Here is an 18,396-nt window from a genome sequence, read left to right as displayed (position 1 = left end):
AGGTGTTTTCTTTTTTATGCAGGACTTACACCTTTAAAGTAGAATATATCAGTTTAGAAAAAAATTAAGGAGCGAAAAGATGAACCACTATTTTATTGCTATTTATGACGGTGAGTTTCCTACCGAAAAATTACATACCATTTTACAATCTAAGCACACTTTTACTGACCTAAACGTCCGCACCATTTCAATCTCCTCACCAAGACCTTTCACATTATTAGTTGGCGAAGAACATCGTGCACTCACAACTGGACTTACAGACAAATACCACTCATTAACGAAAGAGTTGCAAACACTTGAGCAGCAAAAAAAGTACTACTATGTATACGATTATAAAATTAGAAAGACCATCGAGAATCCTATCCAAAAATGCTTTCCATTCGCACAAATCAATATAAGTGTTACGAAATTCCATCAGATGATTCAAAAAGTAAAAGACTTAAAACGACCTGTATTTGCAGGTTATAACATCGTCTCTCATGATGCAGACATACTTACGATTGATGTACTTCTTTCTTCACCTTTACTAGATCCTAACACTTCCGAAAAAGATGCGGAAGAATACTCTTATTTACAGCAACTAACTGAATCAATCTCTCGTTCTGAATTATGTATTTCTGTTAAAGAGAGTGCACTTATTTAAACACGAAAAGAGGGTTATTTATCATAACCCTCTACATACTATCTATTTATGTTTTTGAAACAAAACGTACTAAGTGTGCTAGTGTAAAAAATACAGATTGCGATGTCCATACCGTTTTTTTATGAATATTTATTTACTTCTTGTCCCCTGACACTAATGTTCTGCTTAAAAACAGGAATTTTCATCCATATATCTTGTTCCCTATTTTAAAACATAATACAATGAATACGTAACTTAATAAGCTATAACTAGTAGGTGTGGTAATCATCTCTTCCATTTTGAAAAAAGGGGGAGGTGATAATATGATCGCGATGTTTGTAATTAAATTAGTGTATGGTATCCTAACCGGAGCTGGCGTTGTCATCGGTAGAAGATACGTCGGTCCATGGCTAATTTCTGTATACAAAAAAGCGAGAACCACCCTGCTTCGTGGAAAAGGTAAAGGCGGTTCTCGGCTAAAACGTTAATGTAATTGTCTTATAACCGCACCTACTACCACCACAATAGCAAGTTAGGTTACAAAGGCAGAAGTTTCTCAGGCTTCTGTCTTCTTTATTTTATGCAAAATTCATACTAAATACTCTATCATCATTGTAACACATTTTATTTATTTTTAGTCAAGAGAAAAAAACACCTAAAGGCTCCCCTTCAGTTGGTTTTCTATTTTACGCTAAAGCAGCCGCCTGTTCTTGTTGTTCTAGACTTTTTCTAGTTCAGCTGTGCCGCTCTCATCATTTATAGCACCAATAAAGACGGATTATGGACCCGCTTCATAACAGTAGGATTAAACAAGGAACAACACCTATTACGAATATAAAAAATCCTCTCACTACATAGTACCTATGTTTTCAGCGATACTCTATTACCATCAAATTAAATTTGTATAATTTAAACTACAGAATAGCGAGCTAATTTTCAAATATCTTCTTTCGCATAACCCTAAATTTATTATCCAGTTGCATTATGCTTATAAATAAAAGATATCCTACCGACGCACCGAGCATATTTATAGCAATCCGCCACACATCAAAAACATCAGACAAAGTTAGTAAATGTAATATCTCCCAAACAAGAAAGGTCATAACATACCACTTACGAGCTTTCTTATAGTTAGTCACTTTATTAATGAGCACTGGAACGAAAAATCCGAATGGAACTACTAATATTATATGTTGTAAAACGCTTAACCAATAAGTTGAGTTTCCCCAAGGACCTGGATGTGCAATAAAATCTTTAACTTGCCAAAGTGTTATTCCAAAAAGTTGTAATAACGTTTCTAAATCAGATATATGTAAAAATTGCTGCCAAAATTCAATGGGATGATAGACAGTCCCACCACCTGTCAAACTGCGAACAGAGTCAAATGTAGAAGTTGAAATAAACGTTCCTAAAAAGACAATAAAACAAATGATTATATAAGGAATACATAAAATTTTTGATAATACCTTTAATGGCCTAGGAACTTCGTATACCGATTTATTAATCTCTACGCCAATAACTTTTGATTCTCCAAAACTTTGAATCGCTTTATAAATCGCTTCTTTTTCATTCATACCTTGTTCCATATATTCTTCTTTCAAGCTGTTCAAGTGATCATACATTTCTAGAAATAACTCATCCTGTTCAATATCACTAAGTTCTGAATAGGCTAAAATAGACTTAATATACTCATCAAATTCACTCATAAATAACTCCTTTCTGACAAGCTTGAATTAATGCTGTTACACTCTCCCAAGAGTTCACTTTCTTCTGCAATTCTTTTTTCCCTTTATCTGTAATAGTATAGAATTTCCTTTTCATCCCATTCTCAGATTCATTCCAATAAGATTCAAGAAACTCCTTTTTCTCTAATCGCTTTAAAGCAGGATACAAAGTTCCCTGTCCCATACTATACAAATCTTCACTTGCATCCTTTAAACTTTGAGCTATTTCGTAGCCGTATGTATCATGTTTTGCAATGATAGAAAGTAATAAAATATCTATACTTCCCTTCAAGATTTCTTTGTCCAACAATACCACCACCTTATATACATAGTATAACAACATATGTCGTTATACAACATAGTTAGAAAAATAACCCAAAAAAAACCACCTAAAGGCTCCCCTTCAGGTGGTTCTCTATTTTATGCTAACGCAGCTGCCTGTTCTTGTTGATCTACAGGAATTACAGCGTCTGTTAATGCTTTTTCTAGTTCAGCTGTATATTTCATTTGTTCTTCTTTGCTCCAGCCTAGTTTCGCAGCCATGTAGTTGATTACTGCTTCTTTCCACTCGTATACCCAGTGGATATTGAAGAATACAGCGCCTCTACGGCGTACGAAGAAGTCAACTGGTTTTGCTGTCATTTCGTAATCCATTGCGTATACAAGCGGGATTAGAACGTCTAGTGGCATGTTGTATTCTTTCGCTTCGTCTTTATGTTTTTTCGCTAAATCAAATAGTACGTCAACGTTAGAGCCGTAGAATTTCGCGAATTCTTCTGCTTGTGCTGTTGTTAAACCATATTTCGTACCTTCGCCAGCTTTTTTCGCAACGAATGCTGGGAATCCGTGTGAACCATCTACATGTCCACCAGAGATTGGCATATGTTTCGTGTCGCTCTTCGGATATGCGCTATGACCTTCTTTTTGTAGTAAGTTCGTTACGTAGTCTACTACCATTTCAGCCATTTTGCGGTATCCAGTTAATTTACCACCTGCGATTGTAATTAAACCAGATTCAGAAGTCCAAATTTCGTCTTTACGAGAAATTTCAGATGCACTCTTACCTTCTTCGTAAATTAACGGACGTACACCAGCCCAGCTTGATTCGATGTCTTTCTCTGTAATTTTCACGCTTGGGAACATGTAGTTAATCGCATTAATGATATATGTGCGATCTTCTGTTGTCATTTGTGGTACAGCTGCGTCTTTATCATAGAACGTATCTGTTGTACCTACGTATGTTTTTCCTCCGCGAGGAATCGCGAACACCATACGTTTATCTGGTGTATCGAAGTAAATCGCTTGACCTAATGGGAAACGTTTTTGATCAATTACTAAGTGAACACCTTTTGATAACTGAAGTACTTTTCCTTTTTTCGAGTTATCTTTTTCACGAAGTGTATCTACCCAAGGACCAGCTGCGTTTACAATTTTCTTACCGTAAACTTCATATACTTCACCGTCTAGTAAATCGATTACACGTACACCACATACTTTTCCATCTTTATATAAGAAACTATCTACTTTTGCGTAGTTAACAGCTTTTGCGCCGTGCTCAATTGCTTCTTTCATTACTTCAATTGTAAGACGCGCATCATCTGTACGATATTCTACGTAGTAACCGCCGCCTTTTAATCCTTCTTTTTTTACAAGAGGCTCTTTGTTTAGCGTTTCTTCACGGTTAAACATCTTTCTGCGCTCGCTTCGTTTTACACCTGCTAAGAAGTCGTATACACGAAGACCAATTGATGTACTAAATGATCCGAACGTACCGCCTGTATGGAACGGAAGTAACATCCACTCTGGTGTTGTTACATGGGGACCGTTCTCATATACGATCGCACGCTCTTTCCCCACCTCTGCTACCATTTTCACTTCAAGTTGTTTTAAATAACGTAGACCACCGTGTACAAGCTTCGTTGAACGACTTGATGTACCTGCTGCAAAGTCCTGCATTTCAAACACAATTGTTGATAACCCGCGTGTTGCTCCATCTAATGCAATACCAGAACCAGTAATACCTCCACCAATTACGATCACATCTAACTCTTGTTTATTTACTCCGTTTAATACGTCTTTACGTTGTTTACTTGAAAATTTCATGGTAATTCCTCCCTTTGATAACGAAAAAAGAGACCACAAACTCCGCTATAGATTTCGCCTCTATAGCGCGTTGTGGTCTCTCCAAATCTCCTACCGAATTATTAACTTGTCACCATTATAACACTGTTTATGATTATTTGAAAGCTTTTGTTGCTTCAATTGCTTTTTTCCATCCAGCATATAGCTCTTCACTTGTTTTCGCTTCCATCGTTGGTTCAAAGCGTTTGTCCATATGCCACTGTTCTTTAATTTCATCTTGGTTTTTCCAATATCCAACCGCAAGACCTGCTAAGTATGCTGCACCTAGAGCCGTTGTTTCGTTGATTACTGGACGCTCTACAGGAACATCTAAAATATCACTTTGGAACTTCATTAAGAAGTTATTTTTAACCGCTCCGCCATCAACGCGTAATGTTTTCAGCTCAATACCTGAATCTGCTTCCATTGCGCATAATACATCTTTCGTTTGGTAAGCTAAAGATTCTAGCGTTGCACGAATGAAATGCTCTTTCGTCGTACCGCGCGTTACACCAAACATAGCGCCGCGTACTTCACTATCCCAATAAGGTGTTCCTAGTCCAACGAATGCTGGTACAACGTATACACCGTCAGTTGATTCAACGCGACTCGCATACACTTCACTCTCACTTGCATCTTTAAACATGCGCATTCCGTCACGTAACCATTGAATTGCAGAACCCGCTACGAAAATACTTCCTTCTAATGCGTAGTTTACTTTACCATCTATTCCCCATGCAATTGTTGTTAATAGACCGTGCTCAGAAGCTACTGCTTTTTCACCTGTGTTCATTAACATGAAGCAACCAGTTCCGTAAGTATTTTTCGCCATACCTTCACCGAAACAAGCTTGTCCAAATAATGCTGCTTGTTGGTCACCAGCTACACCTGCAATCGGTACATTTTGGCCGAAGAAGTGATAATCAATTGTTTCTCCGTAAATTTCAGATGATGGACGCACTTCTGGAAGCATGCTCTTTGGTACTGTTAACATTTCTAGAAGCTCATCATCCCACTGTAAGTCGTGAATGTTAAACATTAACGTACGTGATGCGTTTGAGTAATCTGTTACGTGTGCTTTACCACCAGATAGTTTCCATACAAGCCACGAATCAATTGTTCCGAATAATAGATCGCCGTTTTCTGCTTTTTCTCTTGCACCTTCAACGTTATCTAAAATCCATTTTACTTTCGTACCAGAGAAGTATGCATCAATTAAAAGACCTGTTTTTTCGCGAACCATTTCGCTATAACCTTTTTCTTTTAACTCATCACAAATTTCAGCTGTTTGGCGAGATTGCCATACGATTGCGTTGTAAATTGGTTTACTAGTTGTTTTATCCCATACAACCGTTGTTTCACGTTGGTTCGTAATACCGATACCAGCGATTTGTTCTGGTTTTACATCCGCTTCGCTTAAGCAAGTTGCGATAACTGCTAAAATAGATCCCCAAATTTCTTGTGCATTATGCTCTACCCAGCCTGGCTTTGGAAAATGTTGTGTAAACTCTTTTTGAGCTGAATGAACAATTTCACCTTTTTTATTGAAAAGAATTGCGCGTGAGCTTGTTGTTCCTTGGTCTAATGAAAGAATATATTTTTTCATATCGGTTTCCCCCTTATGCTACTTTTCTACTATTTGTATTGCTTCCGCTTTTTTTACTTGTCATATAAGAGATTGCTAGTACAATCACAGTTGCGATAATCACATAAATAAGTGCTGAATTTTGTTTTCCTTCAAATACAACTTGATGGAATAAACCTGCAAGTGATCCACCTAAAATTGGACCAACTACTGGAATCCATGCATACTTCCAGTTTGAACCGCCTTTTCCTGCAATCGGAAGGAAGAAGTGTGCGATACGCGGACCTAAATCACGCGCTGGGTTAATTGCGTATCCTGTTGTCCCACCTAATGATAAACCAATACTTACAATTAAGAAACCTACGATAAATGGATTTAATCCATCTGCAAATTTATTTGCACCAATTGCTAATATACCAAATACTAAAACGAATGTTCCAATCATTTCACTTAAAAGGTTTGCAAATGTGTTCGGAATTGCTGGACCTGTTGCAAATACACCTAACTTTGTTCCTGGATCTTCTGTTTCTTTCCAGTGTGGTAAGTAATGTAAATATACGATAACTGCCCCGATAATTGCCCCAATCATTTGTGCTACGATATAACCTGGTACGTCGCTCCATGGGAACGCTCCCTTAAATGCTAATCCTATCGTTAAAGCTGGATTCAAATGTGCCCCACTAATTGATCCAACCGCATACGCTGCAACCGCTACTGCTAAGCCCCAGCCCATTGTAATAACAATCCAACCTGAATCTTTCGCAAACGATTTCTTTAAACTTACACCAGCACAAACGCCGCCACCAAGTACGATTAACAACGCAGTCCCTATTAACTCTCCTAAAAATGCTGACATAGTATCCCTCCACAATCAATTTAAACGCTTTCAAATGTGATAGAGGTAAAATGAATGGCCATTCGTTTTTGTCAAAAGAAAAAGACCCACAGCTTGCACGCTTCTATATAAATTTATATAGAAACAATGAAATGTGGATCTCTACTTTTCTCCGTCACGTTTATTAACTTGTCTATAATGTTAACCGTAAATGAAAGCGGTGTCAACGAAAAAATTCACATTTTCGTCACTTTTTTTGGTAATGTTTCCATAGTTCACGTTTTGATGTCGTAATTGCTGTCGCACCAGCGTTTAATGCTCTTTCCACATCTTCTACAGTACGAATAAAACCACCTGCTAAAATCGGTACACCAGTACGCTCTTTCACTTCAGCGATAACGTCCGTTAATGCTCCAGGAAGTACCTCAATATAATCCGGTTTCGTCTTATCTAAAAGATTGCAGCTCTTCTCCATCGCACTCGAATCGATTAAAAAGATGCGTTGTATTGCCACAACACCTTTTTGCTTCGCCTTCATAATAACGCTCGCCTTTGTTGAAAGTAACCCGTACGGTCTAAACTCCTGACATAAATATTCCGTCGCATGCCCGTCACTCTGCAAACCATGAATTAAATCCACATGTAAAAACACCTTTTTACAATATTGCTTCGCAAGCGATATAACACTCTTCAATTGGCCGACATGAATATCTAAAATAACAATATATTCATACGAACTATGTAATAGCTTTTCCAAATCTTTAATTTGCCTCACTGCCGGCAAAATCTTCTGTTCATGAAATTCCATTCTAAATGTCCCCTTCTTTATGTCATCCTATCCTTTATAGTACACAATTTAAGTGAAAAGAACAGCCAGTGTTGGGGATTTCTTTCAAATCTTTCCTCTATTTATATATTTTCTTCAACTTATCGGAACCTATACCACCTATAATCATGAATACAAGGGGCAAAAGATTCATTACATATGGCGCATCTGCTACAATTGTAATACTTGCTCCAGCAAACTTATTTAGCATCCATACAACGATTTTTGCAATAAACAAAAATACTCCTATCATAAATAGACTATCAAAAAACACCTTCCATTTTGGATACGCCAATTGCTTACTATCTTCAATTATTTTCTGCGTCAATTCTTCATCACTCCTTAGCAGTTCATCAATTGTAATACCGAACAGATCACTTAAATGAATAATAATTTCAATGCTCGGATAGTTCTTTCCCGTCTCCCATTTCGAAACAGATTGCCTGCTCACATGAAGTTTTTCAGCCAAATCATTTTGCGACCAATTTCTTTTTTCCCTTTCTTCTTTTAAACGCTCACTAAAAATCATACTGTGTTTATCACCTCTCTATGCCCATTATGTTCAAATAAATGATGAAGAGTAAAGCGAGTTATTGTTGCATTTCCTGCACAACTTATACGTTACAGCTTATAATGGCGCTCTTTTATATGTATCTTCCCTATACTATGCTCCAATAATAATTTCCCGAACAATAATACAAGGGACGGATACTAATAAAGTGAAACTTTAATCAGCCCTCACTAATCGGGCTTTTACGGACAGCCCGCGCCCCACCTAACTTCTTTGATTCCGCTGAATTTTGAGGTAGGTCTTACTGCCCGGCAAATAGCGGGATAAAGACTAGATTAGGCATAAAAAATACGCCATCCCTTCTTATCAGTCTCCAGAAAGAATAACGCAAATTTTCATTTTTACTCATCATTTTTCGGACTATATGAAAACCCCGGATATTTCACAACAGGCCACTTCTCCTTACGCAGAGAATCCATTACTTGCGGGCCAACATGTATATTACTCTCCACTATTTCTTTAGGAGTCAGTGCCATCCATTGATTTAACGATACATCTTCAAAACGATTGCTTCTGAACATCTCTAAAAACCATAATGTTTCGGTACCTGTATTTTGAATATAATGCCCCGTCGCAAACGGTACATATCCGACATCGCCAGCTCTATAATCAAATGTACGAGCGGTACCATTTCCAAGAAACACAGTCATTCTCGCTTCCCCTGTAAGATAATATTGCCACTCATCATTATTCGGGTGCCAATGAAGCTCTCTCATTCCACCAGGCTCCACTTCAACGAGCGCCGCTGCGATTGTTTTTGAAATAGGAAAATTCGTAGAGTCGACAATTCGAACGCTCCCACCAGGAGTCTTAATCGGTTTTTGTTTTAAAAGTTCGTACTTGAACGTTAAAGGAACTTCTCCTTTCGGCGACTGAACTTCCTGACTCTCAAGCGAACCTGGTACCTCTCCCTGATAAATATACACTTGCTCTGAAGGAATGGAATGAAAAGCACTTTCCGGCACTCCGAAGTTAGCCGATAGCACTTCTTTCGGCGTATGCGCAAACCAATCAGAAATAGCTAAAGTAGATAAATCAGAAAAATGCCCATCATCGAAAACGAGCAAAAACTCACAATGTTCCAACCCTTGAATGGAATGCGGAATACCAGGAGGAAAATACCAAAGATCACCTGGTCCAACATCAGCAATAAAATTCCGTCCATTTTGATCTACAGCCGTTATGCGTGCCCGTCCTAAAAGCATATACGCCCATTCTGCTTCTTTATGCCAATGTAGTTCTCGTACTCCACCTGCCGTTAAACTCATATTTACTCCGGCAATCGTCGTCGAAACCGGTAGTTCCCGAGCAGTAATCTCCCGAGACCACCCGCCTTGTTTCAAAATCATAGAAGTGTCCGAGAATGAAAACTTCAAGTTAGGAACTAACCCTGCATCCGTTATAGGCGGAACAAGCATATTCGGATTTTGAATATCCCGCATAACATTACGAGGTCCAGAATCAATCGCACCTGCTCCGTCGCTGCGGATTGGTTGTGGCACATTCCTTCCTGCTTCATTAACAGTACGTTTCTTCATGATTACACTCCTTTTTCATCCGGTTATGAAGTAAAAATCCTCCATCATAGTGTATGAATTGGGCTTTAGATGGTTACAGTTACTATGGAGTTACATCATCTGCCTATCATTATCGTTTTGTTCATTTCTCAACTTATACTAGTATGCTTAGCGCTTAGGAAGACAAAAAAATAAACTAGAACTAACAAAAAACCCTGTAAAATTTATTACAGAGTTTTTCACCAATTATTTATTGTTTTACATATCGAATACGAACATTATCGTCCATTTGATAAATTTGTAATGTGTTTCCATAACTAATTCCTAACTCTTCACTTGCACCAACTGCACTTACAAATACCCCTTTAAATACTTTATTTTTAGTTAGTTTTACTACCGATACTCTTCGCTGCCTCTTCAAACAGTTTCGAACCTTCTTGTGCTTTACTTACTGATTGATGCATTTTACTTTCGTCTTCTTGGTCCAATGCATCAAAGAGAAGTTGAAAACAATCCGCATACAGTTCCATCGATTGCTTTATCTTCGCCTGTTCTCCCTGTAACTCAGGGGGCGCTTGTAAATTCTTCAGTTTCTTCGTTGTTGCCTTTGCTCCACCTAAACTTAGTTGTACTTCACTTTTCTTTTGTTTGTATGATTTTACGTCTGAATCTGCTATTCCTTCAATTAATTTCATTGTATCTTCAATTTGAGTAGCACTATTTATGATATCTGCCTTGTACCTTTCAACATCTGAACCAGTTACCTTACCAGGTGAAGAAGTTGAATTATTTGAAGAAGAACTTGGTTGACTACTTGATGAACTACTGTTTGTACCTTCACCTTTCGCTACAGATAAGCTATCCTCTTTCTTGCTATCAGTTGACTTACTCTCTTTTTCAGAAGCCTTATTTTCTTTCTCTACCTGTTGTGTTTCTTCTTTCTTTGGTTCATTAGCTTTCTTACCATCCGTTTCAATTGTAATACAACCGCTCAATAACATAACTGGTAATGCTAAACTTACTAATTTCTTTGCCTTCATGATTACTACTACCCCTTTAGTTGTAAAATTTAATGTAAAAAAGTTAATATACTTAATTAATAAATTTCCCCCGAGTAATTTATTAAAATCTACTACCCATAGATTTCCTGTATATTCATAATCTTTCCATATATAATATTTTACAAAGAATTACATATTTGGTCAAAAGGATTTATGTAGTCCTTAAAAGAAAATTTTAATCACAAAGAAAAGAAGCTAACAATAAATTGTTAACTTCTCAGCTTAAGGAAAAATAGTATCTTTCCTTATCTTCTAATATCTAGGTTGTGATTGAATATTTGTAAGATGAACATCATACATATCAATGATTTCAAGAAATCTATCAGCTTCACGGAAAACATGGTCTGCTAATAATGGATGAATGATACTCTTTATTTTACATTGCTCAATTAAATCACGTGCTGTTTTCTTAAAATCCCGAAGAGATGCAACTGACACGCGATTTTGATCTAAAAATTGATCTAAAAGAGGAGCTGTTTGGGATTGTGGTTTCATAGATTCTAAGTCAATTGCTTGATACATCAATTCATCAAAATCATTGCTAAAATTTCGTGCTGTATCTACAAGCTTTCTTTCCGACGGATCAAGAAGATGGCCAATAAATTTAGCATGGTCTGCCATAATCCGTAAAAAGAAAACATTTTCTTTAATAATAGCATCAGGAAGGGCATCTAATTTACCTTCATTTAATTGTATTAAACGTTTTCTAAAATAATCAGCTTCCCTACTTGTATGGTCAACTAAAAGTGGAAAGTTATTTTGTCCTGGCAATTTACATGTGAGAATTAACCCTAAAATTTTTCGCTTAAATCCCCAAATATTAGTTGCAGCTTGTTGTACTTCTGCATTAAATCTTTTTATTTGCTCAGGATCTGTTTCATTTGTATAGGAATGCGCTATTTGTTCAATATGTTCAAACAATCGATAAAATTGATTCGCCTCTTCGATTAGTTGAGTATCCTCGCATCTAAATCCCAAGCGAAGAAAAAAAGAATGCTCTTTCATGATTCTAGACCAAAAACGAATTTCATTTAATGAACGCTCAACAAACATTACAGACGTAACGCCTGTATCAGGATGTAATGAAGTTTCATCCCTATGCATTGTTAATCCCCCCCAGTAAAATCCCCGCTAGTTCCATTCTTATGAGGAAAAATATATATAAATACCATCAATAAAAGTTTATGATGACTCTCTTATACATGTAAAATTAAACTAATATAACCTTAGCTTGATGAACATATACTGCTCCCCCAGAAGAAAAAAAGCTACCACCTAGTTGTAAAATTTTACCAGGTGGTAACCTTTCAAAATTTCTATTAAAGCAATACAGAATCCTTATCACTATCCTGATTACGTTTCTCGCGCTCTTCTTCTAAGCGCTTCATATATACTTCGCCTTCTTTTTCGATAAACTCATTATCCATATCTTGCTCTTTTTTCGAAGTATATAAAACCATGTAGCCACTTAGTACAATCCCAACAATTACAAGATACACCCACCATGGTAAAGTTTCCAAATCACTTCATTCCTTTCCTTAGACAAGCCTTATTAGTTTCACTTTATGAGGAAAGAATTGGATTTATGCTTAAAAATTTTATTGTGGATGCTTCGCGAAAAATGCTTGTACATATTCCATAAACTCAATTGGTTCTTGACGAAACGGTGCGTGGTATCCTTTTTCAATAATATGAAACGTACTATTTGCAAATAGCCCATGATACAGTTCACCATTTTTCCAAGAAACACTCTTATCATGTCGTCCCCATATAATTAAAGTCGGTACCTTAATTTTATCAGCTTCCATCGCAATGCGGCGCTCTCTCATTTTCGTAAGCTGATCATAATGCTCTTTATCATCACGACTATTTTTTACTCCATTTTTATTATATTTCGTAATCTCAGTTACAGTTTGTAAGTCCGTCGATAGCGGTGGTACTTCATAACTTTCTTTTTGCTGGAAAGACTCTATCCCTGTAGCATCCGCCAAGATGAGATGCGTCACTGCATCCGGATATAAATACGCTAAATTAAGGGACATCTCTCCGCCCATTGAATGGCCGAGCACCGCAAACTGATCGTATCCTAGCTTCTTCATTAACTTATAATATAAATTCACTTGCGCAGGAAACGAATACTGAAAATCAACCGGCTTAGAAGAACGCCCAAACCCTAAAATATCAACCGCAATAATCGTATGATCTCGCACTAGTTCCGGATAAATATCACTAAACCCATCAGAAGAACCACCAAACCCATGCAACATAAGTAAAGGAGGTTTTCCCTCACCAATTTGTTTAAAATAAATCGTCTGTCCATCAATTTGCGCCATACTCTCTTTCGTATTCAGCTTCATCATAACAGTATCTTTCACTTCTCCAACCTTCGCAATCGGCTTATCAACGAAGTTACATACGATAAGCAAAATAAGCACAATACCGCTAATCAAATAAAACTTAAACCGTTTCAACATTCCCGTCTCCTTTCTCTTGTTGTTATTTAAAGTTTTTACATTTTTTGGTTATTTTATGTCCTCTTTTTAATTGTAACTAAAACAGTTACAATTATACTAAAAAAATATAACTCATTTCTGTTACTAATGGTTATTCTGTAACCATTATAGTTACATATTTAAAGTAAGTCAATTCTTTTCTCTACATGACCTGAAAATAGAAAAAGGGACTTCATGTTGAAGTCCCTTTCTTTATTATTATAGTTGGCTTACTCCGCCGTCGCCTTTATTATCTGCTGGTGCTCCGCCTGTGTCACCAATGTTAACGTAGTCTGGTCTTGCTGGTGCTCCTCCTGTGTCTCCTATATTTACAGCTTGATTTGTAAAAGAACTATTGAACCCAATTGATAATACCCCTACTAATGCAGTCCCAACAATAGCCAAACGAAATTTCTTCATTATTTTAACGCTCCCTTTTCCAATATATTTTTTTGAGCCTTATTATTCATATAAAAATATTTACTTGCCTTAACATGATCATCAAATTCATAAAATTTCAGTGCTAAAATTTCAGTGTATTCTTGAATACAATCCCATAATCTTTCTCTCTCAAAATAAGAAAGTCCTTCTAAAATTACATCTTCAATAATTGATACTGAAGATTTTCCATTGAGTTCTTTCAAAATTTTAAACCGATGTTGAAATTCTTTTTCTCCTAAATCAACACAAATATTTAAACCTTTTTCAACAATTGGATTCGCTAAATTATATTGTCCTAATTTGTAATGTTCATGTGCTTCTACAAACAAGGCTTTAAAGTGTTCTGGGTAATTTTTGGTCACCTCAGATATATGACGAATCGCTAATTCTGAAAGATTTTGACTAGCATAAAGCCAAGCTAAATTATGCCGAACCATTAGCATATATTTTTTTTGATCTGCTTTTTGCAATACTTCCATAGCAGAATTAAAGTTTTCTTCCGCTAATTCATAGTGATCTATGTCTACACAACATAGTCCAAAAGCATTTTCACATAATCCTACTTTTATTTCATAACCTGGATATTGTAAAAATGCTGCTTTTGCCCTATTCAAGTAATCTATTGCATGAACTTGGTCATATTTTTGATAATAGAAATTCCCCATCCGATAATTAAACTCCGCATGTTCTATCGGATCTGCAATATATTTCAATAACTTCTCAGCTTGCTCATACTGTTCTTTCGCTTCGTTATAATTTGAAATTAATGTGCAATGAAACCCTTTAAAAAAGTGATAGTAATAAGCTAGAACACCTTCTGCCGGGATTTCAAAAGATTCCACTTTATCAAAACTATCTTCTCTAACCCCAATCCAATCCACTAATGCATCATATCTAAAATTCAACAACGCATGATAAAGCAATACATCCTGATCCACGTCCAAACCACTAATCTTACTTTCAATCTCCTCTTTCATTTCCGTAGCTTTCTCTATATTTTGCTGCAACATTACACGATACCAATCATCTAAAGAATGTTTCATTTGCTCCCGCGTTACTACATCTGCTCCCATACACTCCGCATCCCCTTTTCTCCAAAATTAGTATTTTTATACAATTATCAAAATTGTATATTACCACTCCTTTTCTATGCATTGAAAAATAATTATCAGAAAATTTAATTTTTTAATTAATTATACCAAAGTTTTCCTTTTTAATAACTTGAGAAACAATTGTCAGAAAACTTACTAGAATAAATAAAAAAGCAAGCAGTTCCAGCACTCCGCTAAAACTACTTGCTCTATTTTTACTCTTTAATAAATTCCTTCGTGCTTCTTACTGTATCAATTGGACGAACTAATTTTTCGATTTCTTCACGTTTTGGCTCTAGGAATGGAGGTAAAGATAATTTTTCGCCAAGTGTTTCGTATGGCTCATCTCCCATAAATCCTGGGCCATCTGTTGCAAATTCAAATAAAATTTGTGGTGCAACTCTTGCATATAATGATTCAAAGAAATGACGGTCTACGTAACCAGATGAAGGAAGACCAACACTACTGATTCTCTCGATCCATTCTTCTAATACAGCGCGATTTTCTACGCGGAATGCAGCATGGTGAACCGTACCAAAACCTTGTCGTGCTTCTGGAAGAACCGTATTATGTTCTACGATGACAGAAGCACCGTTTCCGCCTTTGTTCACTTCAAATAAATAGAATTCTCCTTCTTGCGCAACCTCTTTAAATAATAAAACTTTTTCTAACACTTCTTTGAAGAAACTAAAGTTTGCAATACGGATGAATACAGGGCCTAAACCAGTAATTGCGTATTCTAATGGAACTGGTCCGTTTTGCCATGGTTTACCTGATTCTATACCGTTATCAAGTTCATCTGAGATTAATTGATAGTGTTGGTCATCAAAGTCAACGAAAGAAAGAGTTTTCTTGCCAAATTGCTCTTTAATTCCTGTATGTTCTACTTCAAGACGGTCAAAACGTTTCACCCAATACTCTAATGCTGCATCAGTCGGAACGCGGAATGAAGTTTTTGAAATTTCATTCGTACCGTGTACTCCTTTTGGAATACCTGGGAAGTCAAAGAATGTCATATCTGTTCCTGCACTACCTTTATCATCTGCAAAGAATAAATGATACGTTTGAATGTCATCTTGGTTTACTGTTTTCTTAACTAAACGCATTCCCAAAACGTGAGTGAAGAACTCATAGTTTTTTTCTGCACTACTTGTAATCGCTGTAACGTGGTGAATTCCTTTTAATTGGTTCATTTTATATTCCTCCAATGGGGTTTCATTTATATGTTAAAGTTGTATATTTTCTTCTATTACTTCTCTTCAATCGGTGCTAAATTCGCTTCAATTTCTGCACGCTGATCTTCTAGGAATGGTGGTAAATCAAGTTTTTCTCCTAAATGTTCCACATCTCCATCAACTGTAAATCCTGGGCCATCTGTTGCAATTTCAAATAGGATTCCGTTTGATTCGCGGAAATATAAGCTTTTAAAATAAAAACGGTCGATGATTCCTGAGGACTGGAAGCCTCTTTGTATCACCTGTTCTTCCCAATAAGCAAGCTCTGCATCGTTTTTCACGCGAATTGCTAAATGGTGAATGCTGCCTCGGCCCGGCTTTTCAGTAGGACCATCTAAATATTTCACAACGATTTCTCCAAAAGCCTCTCCTTTAATGGACTGGAAAATTGCTTCTTGATCATTTCGGCTAACTTCTGTATAACCGAATATCTCTGTAAGTGTACTCGCCATTTTATCAAGTCTACGCACTGTCAGTTCTACAGAACCCATTCCTTGAATTTGATGCTTTGCAGGAACTTCTGATTTCTCCCAAGTTTCCCAGTGCTCCACTTTTTCCCCGTTTGAAACGAGTAGTACTAAGCGAAGACCTTCAGCATCCTCAAATTGCAAAGCAGGACGATTTGCATATGTTGTTATTTCACTATGTTTCACATCAAATTTCTCAAATCGTTCTTTCCAGTAATGTAAGCTTTCCTCTGAAGGAACGAGTAATCCAATTCGAGTAATGGCATTCGTGCCGCGATATGTTCTTCCTACTAATGGAATTTCAAAAAATGATAATTCCGTGCCTGGACTTCCTGTTTTATCTCCATAAAATAAGTGGTACATTGACGGATCATCTTGGTTTACTGTCATTTTCACACGACGTAAGCCAAGCACGTTTTTATAAAAGTGATTATTTTCATTTGCATTTTTCGTAACCATTGAAATGTGATGATGCCCTTTAATTTCATACATTGGTTATTCCTCCGTTTCGTTTTACTAGTCAAGTGATAACTAAAAAATAACATTTCCCACAACTAATATGGTTTTTAGCTTTTCAATTTATTCTTAATTATGTTTTTGTAAATTCATCTTAGTTTTTACTGTATAAGTTACTTTATTTTTTAATCGAAAACAACTGAGTGTATGTTTTTCATATGACTCAATCGCTTTCGTTACTATCACTTTACACCTCAAGTGATTAAAAAGCAAGTGATTTATCTCAAATTCGAGATATTTTTTGTATCATATTATTTACTTCCTATAAAAATAGCCTCACTAAGCATATTAAAACTTAATGAGGCCACTTTATTCACACTTTTAATTATGGAACGACGGCTTATAGAACGAACGATTATCAAGAGCAAAGACACGCTCTGTATATTCGCCTGGTTTTGTGCGTCCTAATGCGCGGTCCATCATGTTCATTTTTGCATCTAAGTTATCGATGTAATGCAGAATTTCTGCTTCTTTTACTAATGGTGGTTTGGGACTACCCCATTCTGCTTTTCCGTGGTGAGAAAGGACGATGTGTTGAAGAATTAATACTTCTTCTGCATCGATTTGCAATTCGTCTGCCGCTTTACCAATTTCGTTCACCATAATAGAAATGTGACCTAGTAAATTTCCTTCTAACGTATACGTTGTAGAAATTGGGCCAGATAATTCGATTACTTTACCAAGGTCATGTAAAATAACGCCTGCATATAGTAAGTCTTTATCTAACGATGGGTATAGATTTGAGATAGCTTTCGCTAAATCAAGCATCGATACGACGTGATAAGCTAGTCCAGATACGAACTCGTGATGGTTCTTTGTCGCTGCTGGATAGTCTAAAAATTCGTTTTGATGCTTATTTAATAAATGTCTTGTTAGACGTTGAATGTTCGGGTTTCTCATTTCAAATATGTATTGCGTAATTTTCTCAACCATATCTTCTTTTTTCACTGGTGCTTTTTCTACGAAGTCTGAGATGTCTGTTACTTCATTTTCATTCGCAACACGGATTTGTTTCACACGTAATTGAATACGTCCTTTGTAGTTTAAAATATCTCCAGCTACTTTCACGATTGTTTCCGCTACATATTGTTTCTCAACTTCTGGTGATACGTCCCACAATTTTGCTTCAATATCTCCACTTGGATCTTGTAAGATTACTGTTAAAAATGGCTTTCCATTGCTTGCGATACCTTTTGTCGCTGTTTTAATTAACAAGAAAATATCGACTTGTTCACCAACTTCATACTCTGCAATTTTCTTTTTCATTCGAATTCCTCCACCAAATCAGTTAC

At 36.5% G+C, this 18,396-nt stretch carries 20 protein-coding genes; 2 read left to right on the top strand and 18 right to left on the bottom strand.

Translation table 11 applies throughout. The features are described 5' to 3' along the window. Positions 1-79 precede the first annotated feature (79 nt). Both GD442_RS05185 and GD442_RS27630 read left to right on the top strand, forming a co-directional pair. Entirely contained in the window at positions 80-643 is a 564-nt protein-coding gene (locus tag GD442_RS05185) for a hypothetical protein (RefSeq protein WP_001017098.1), read from the top strand. Between the two features lie 302 nt (positions 644-945). Further along, a complete protein-coding gene (locus tag GD442_RS27630) occupies positions 946-1,110 on the top strand; it encodes a hypothetical protein (RefSeq protein ID WP_000561154.1) in 165 nt (54 codons plus the stop codon). 441 nt (positions 1,111-1,551) lie between these two features. On the opposite strand, the gene GD442_RS05180 is transcribed toward GD442_RS27630, so the two are convergent. The 18 genes from GD442_RS05180 to yhaM all read right to left on the bottom strand — a co-directional run bounded on the left by GD442_RS05180 (position 1,552) and on the right by yhaM (position 18,370). Then, complete coding sequence (locus tag GD442_RS05180) at positions 1,552-2,328, bottom strand: VanZ family protein (protein WP_001288377.1); 777 nt, start codon at positions 2,326-2,328, stop codon at positions 1,552-1,554. Then, positions 2,321-2,653: a PadR family transcriptional regulator gene (locus GD442_RS05175; protein ID WP_000356628.1), complete on the bottom strand. Its 333-nt coding sequence runs from the start codon at positions 2,651-2,653 to the stop codon at positions 2,321-2,323. Before GD442_RS05175 ends, GD442_RS05180 begins: the two co-directional genes overlap by 8 nt. Before the next feature lie 113 nt (positions 2,654-2,766). Then, a complete protein-coding gene (glpD, locus tag GD442_RS05170; RefSeq protein WP_000672831.1) occupies positions 2,767-4,449 on the bottom strand; it encodes an aerobic glycerol-3-phosphate dehydrogenase in 1,683 nt (560 codons plus the stop codon). Positions 4,450-4,582: 133 nt separating this feature from the next. Further along, entirely contained in the window at positions 4,583-6,073 is a 1,491-nt protein-coding gene (glpK, locus tag GD442_RS05165; RefSeq protein WP_000760011.1) for a glycerol kinase GlpK, read from the bottom strand. A gap of 13 nt (positions 6,074-6,086) precedes the next feature. Then, positions 6,087-6,908 (bottom strand): glycerol uptake facilitator protein GlpF, encoded by an 822-nt coding sequence (gene glpF, locus GD442_RS05160; protein WP_001272200.1) that lies wholly within the window; start codon positions 6,906-6,908, stop codon positions 6,087-6,089. Positions 6,909-7,134: 226 nt separating this feature from the next. Beyond that, complete coding sequence (glpP, locus tag GD442_RS05155; RefSeq protein WP_000394285.1) at positions 7,135-7,695, bottom strand: glycerol uptake operon antiterminator GlpP; 561 nt, start codon at positions 7,693-7,695, stop codon at positions 7,135-7,137. A gap of 97 nt (positions 7,696-7,792) precedes the next feature. Beyond that, positions 7,793-8,242 (bottom strand): helix-turn-helix domain-containing protein, encoded by a 450-nt coding sequence (locus tag GD442_RS05150; protein ID WP_000577652.1) that lies wholly within the window; start codon positions 8,240-8,242, stop codon positions 7,793-7,795. 383 nt (positions 8,243-8,625) lie between these two features. Beyond that, on the bottom strand, positions 8,626-9,822 hold the full coding sequence (locus GD442_RS05145) for an oxalate decarboxylase family bicupin (protein WP_000747525.1): 1,197 nt from the start codon (positions 9,820-9,822) through the stop codon (positions 8,626-8,628). A 229-nt stretch (positions 9,823-10,051) separates the two neighbouring features. Then, entirely contained in the window at positions 10,052-10,222 is a 171-nt protein-coding gene (locus tag GD442_RS27625) for a hypothetical protein (protein ID WP_002182520.1), read from the bottom strand. Beyond that, positions 10,182-10,841: a DUF7018 domain-containing (lipo)protein gene (locus GD442_RS05140; protein WP_000644846.1), complete on the bottom strand. Its 660-nt coding sequence runs from the start codon at positions 10,839-10,841 to the stop codon at positions 10,182-10,184. Before GD442_RS05140 ends, GD442_RS27625 begins: the two co-directional genes overlap by 41 nt. Positions 10,842-11,114: 273 nt before the next feature. Then, positions 11,115-11,966 (bottom strand): DUF2935 domain-containing protein, encoded by an 852-nt coding sequence (locus tag GD442_RS05135; protein WP_000554479.1) that lies wholly within the window; start codon positions 11,964-11,966, stop codon positions 11,115-11,117. Between the two features lie 215 nt (positions 11,967-12,181). After that, positions 12,182-12,382, bottom strand: coding sequence for a sporulation YhaL family protein (locus GD442_RS05130; protein ID WP_000449223.1), 201 nt, complete (start codon positions 12,380-12,382; stop codon positions 12,182-12,184). Between the two features lie 78 nt (positions 12,383-12,460). Further along, positions 12,461-13,333, bottom strand: a complete 873-nt coding sequence (locus GD442_RS05125; protein WP_140348618.1) for an alpha/beta fold hydrolase — start codon at positions 13,331-13,333, stop codon at positions 12,461-12,463. A gap of 240 nt (positions 13,334-13,573) precedes the next feature. Beyond that, positions 13,574-13,774, bottom strand: coding sequence for a Phr family secreted Rap phosphatase inhibitor (locus tag GD442_RS05120; protein WP_000714513.1), 201 nt, complete (start codon positions 13,772-13,774; stop codon positions 13,574-13,576). Continuing rightward, the gene (locus GD442_RS05115; protein ID WP_000500588.1) at positions 13,774-14,868 is read right to left on the bottom strand and encodes a response regulator aspartate phosphatase; all 1,095 of its coding nucleotides are present in this window, start codon (positions 14,866-14,868) and stop codon (positions 13,774-13,776) included. Before GD442_RS05115 ends, GD442_RS05120 begins: the two co-directional genes overlap by 1 nt. A 233-nt stretch (positions 14,869-15,101) precedes the next feature. Beyond that, on the bottom strand, positions 15,102-16,079 hold the full coding sequence (locus GD442_RS05110; RefSeq protein WP_001072557.1) for a ring-cleaving dioxygenase: 978 nt from the start codon (positions 16,077-16,079) through the stop codon (positions 15,102-15,104). Between the two features lie 56 nt (positions 16,080-16,135). Further along, positions 16,136-17,080: a ring-cleaving dioxygenase gene (locus GD442_RS05105; protein ID WP_000272978.1), complete on the bottom strand. Its 945-nt coding sequence runs from the start codon at positions 17,078-17,080 to the stop codon at positions 16,136-16,138. Between the two features lie 345 nt (positions 17,081-17,425). After that, positions 17,426-18,370, bottom strand: a complete 945-nt coding sequence (yhaM, locus tag GD442_RS05100; RefSeq protein ID WP_000726638.1) for a 3'-5' exoribonuclease YhaM — start codon at positions 18,368-18,370, stop codon at positions 17,426-17,428. Positions 18,371-18,396: the final 26 nt, after the last annotated feature.

Origin of the sequence: Bacillus sp. A260 (assembly GCF_009861435.1) — a bacterium.
GTDB lineage: Bacteria > Bacillota > Bacilli > Bacillales > Bacillaceae_G > Bacillus_A > Bacillus_A cereus.
This window is presented reverse-complemented; position numbering and strand designations above follow the sequence as displayed.

Excerpts from the sequence above, each read along its gene's own strand:
- GD442_RS05185 (WP_001017098.1), top strand. The coding sequence starts at position 80 with ATGAACCACTATTTTATTGCTATTTATGACGGTGAGTTTCCTACCGAA.
- GD442_RS27630 (WP_000561154.1), top strand. The coding sequence starts at position 946 with ATGATCGCGATGTTTGTAATTAAATTAGTGTATGGTATCCTAACCGGA.
- GD442_RS05180 (WP_001288377.1), bottom strand. The coding sequence starts at position 2,328 with ATGAGTGAATTTGATGAGTATATTAAGTCTATTTTAGCCTATTCAGAA.
- glpD (WP_000672831.1), bottom strand. The coding sequence starts at position 4,449 with ATGAAATTTTCAAGTAAACAACGTAAAGACGTATTAAACGGAGTAAAT.
- glpK (WP_000760011.1), bottom strand. The coding sequence starts at position 6,073 with ATGAAAAAATATATTCTTTCATTAGACCAAGGAACAACAAGCTCACGC.
- glpF (WP_001272200.1), bottom strand. The coding sequence starts at position 6,908 with ATGTCAGCATTTTTAGGAGAGTTAATAGGGACTGCGTTGTTAATCGTA.
- glpP (WP_000394285.1), bottom strand. The coding sequence starts at position 7,695 with ATGGAATTTCATGAACAGAAGATTTTGCCGGCAGTGAGGCAAATTAAA.
- GD442_RS05150 (WP_000577652.1), bottom strand. The coding sequence starts at position 8,242 with ATGATTTTTAGTGAGCGTTTAAAAGAAGAAAGGGAAAAAAGAAATTGG.
- GD442_RS05145 (WP_000747525.1), bottom strand. The coding sequence starts at position 9,822 with ATGAAGAAACGTACTGTTAATGAAGCAGGAAGGAATGTGCCACAACCA.
- GD442_RS05140 (WP_000644846.1), bottom strand. The coding sequence starts at position 10,841 with ATGAAGGCAAAGAAATTAGTAAGTTTAGCATTACCAGTTATGTTATTG.
- GD442_RS05135 (WP_000554479.1), bottom strand. The coding sequence starts at position 11,966 with ATGCATAGGGATGAAACTTCATTACATCCTGATACAGGCGTTACGTCT.
- GD442_RS05120 (WP_000714513.1), bottom strand. The coding sequence starts at position 13,774 with ATGAAGAAATTTCGTTTGGCTATTGTTGGGACTGCATTAGTAGGGGTA.
- GD442_RS05115 (WP_000500588.1), bottom strand. The coding sequence starts at position 14,868 with ATGGGAGCAGATGTAGTAACGCGGGAGCAAATGAAACATTCTTTAGAT.
- GD442_RS05110 (WP_001072557.1), bottom strand. The coding sequence starts at position 16,079 with ATGAACCAATTAAAAGGAATTCACCACGTTACAGCGATTACAAGTAGT.
- GD442_RS05105 (WP_000272978.1), bottom strand. The coding sequence starts at position 17,080 with ATGTATGAAATTAAAGGGCATCATCACATTTCAATGGTTACGAAAAAT.
- yhaM (WP_000726638.1), bottom strand. The coding sequence starts at position 18,370 with ATGAAAAAGAAAATTGCAGAGTATGAAGTTGGTGAACAAGTCGATATT.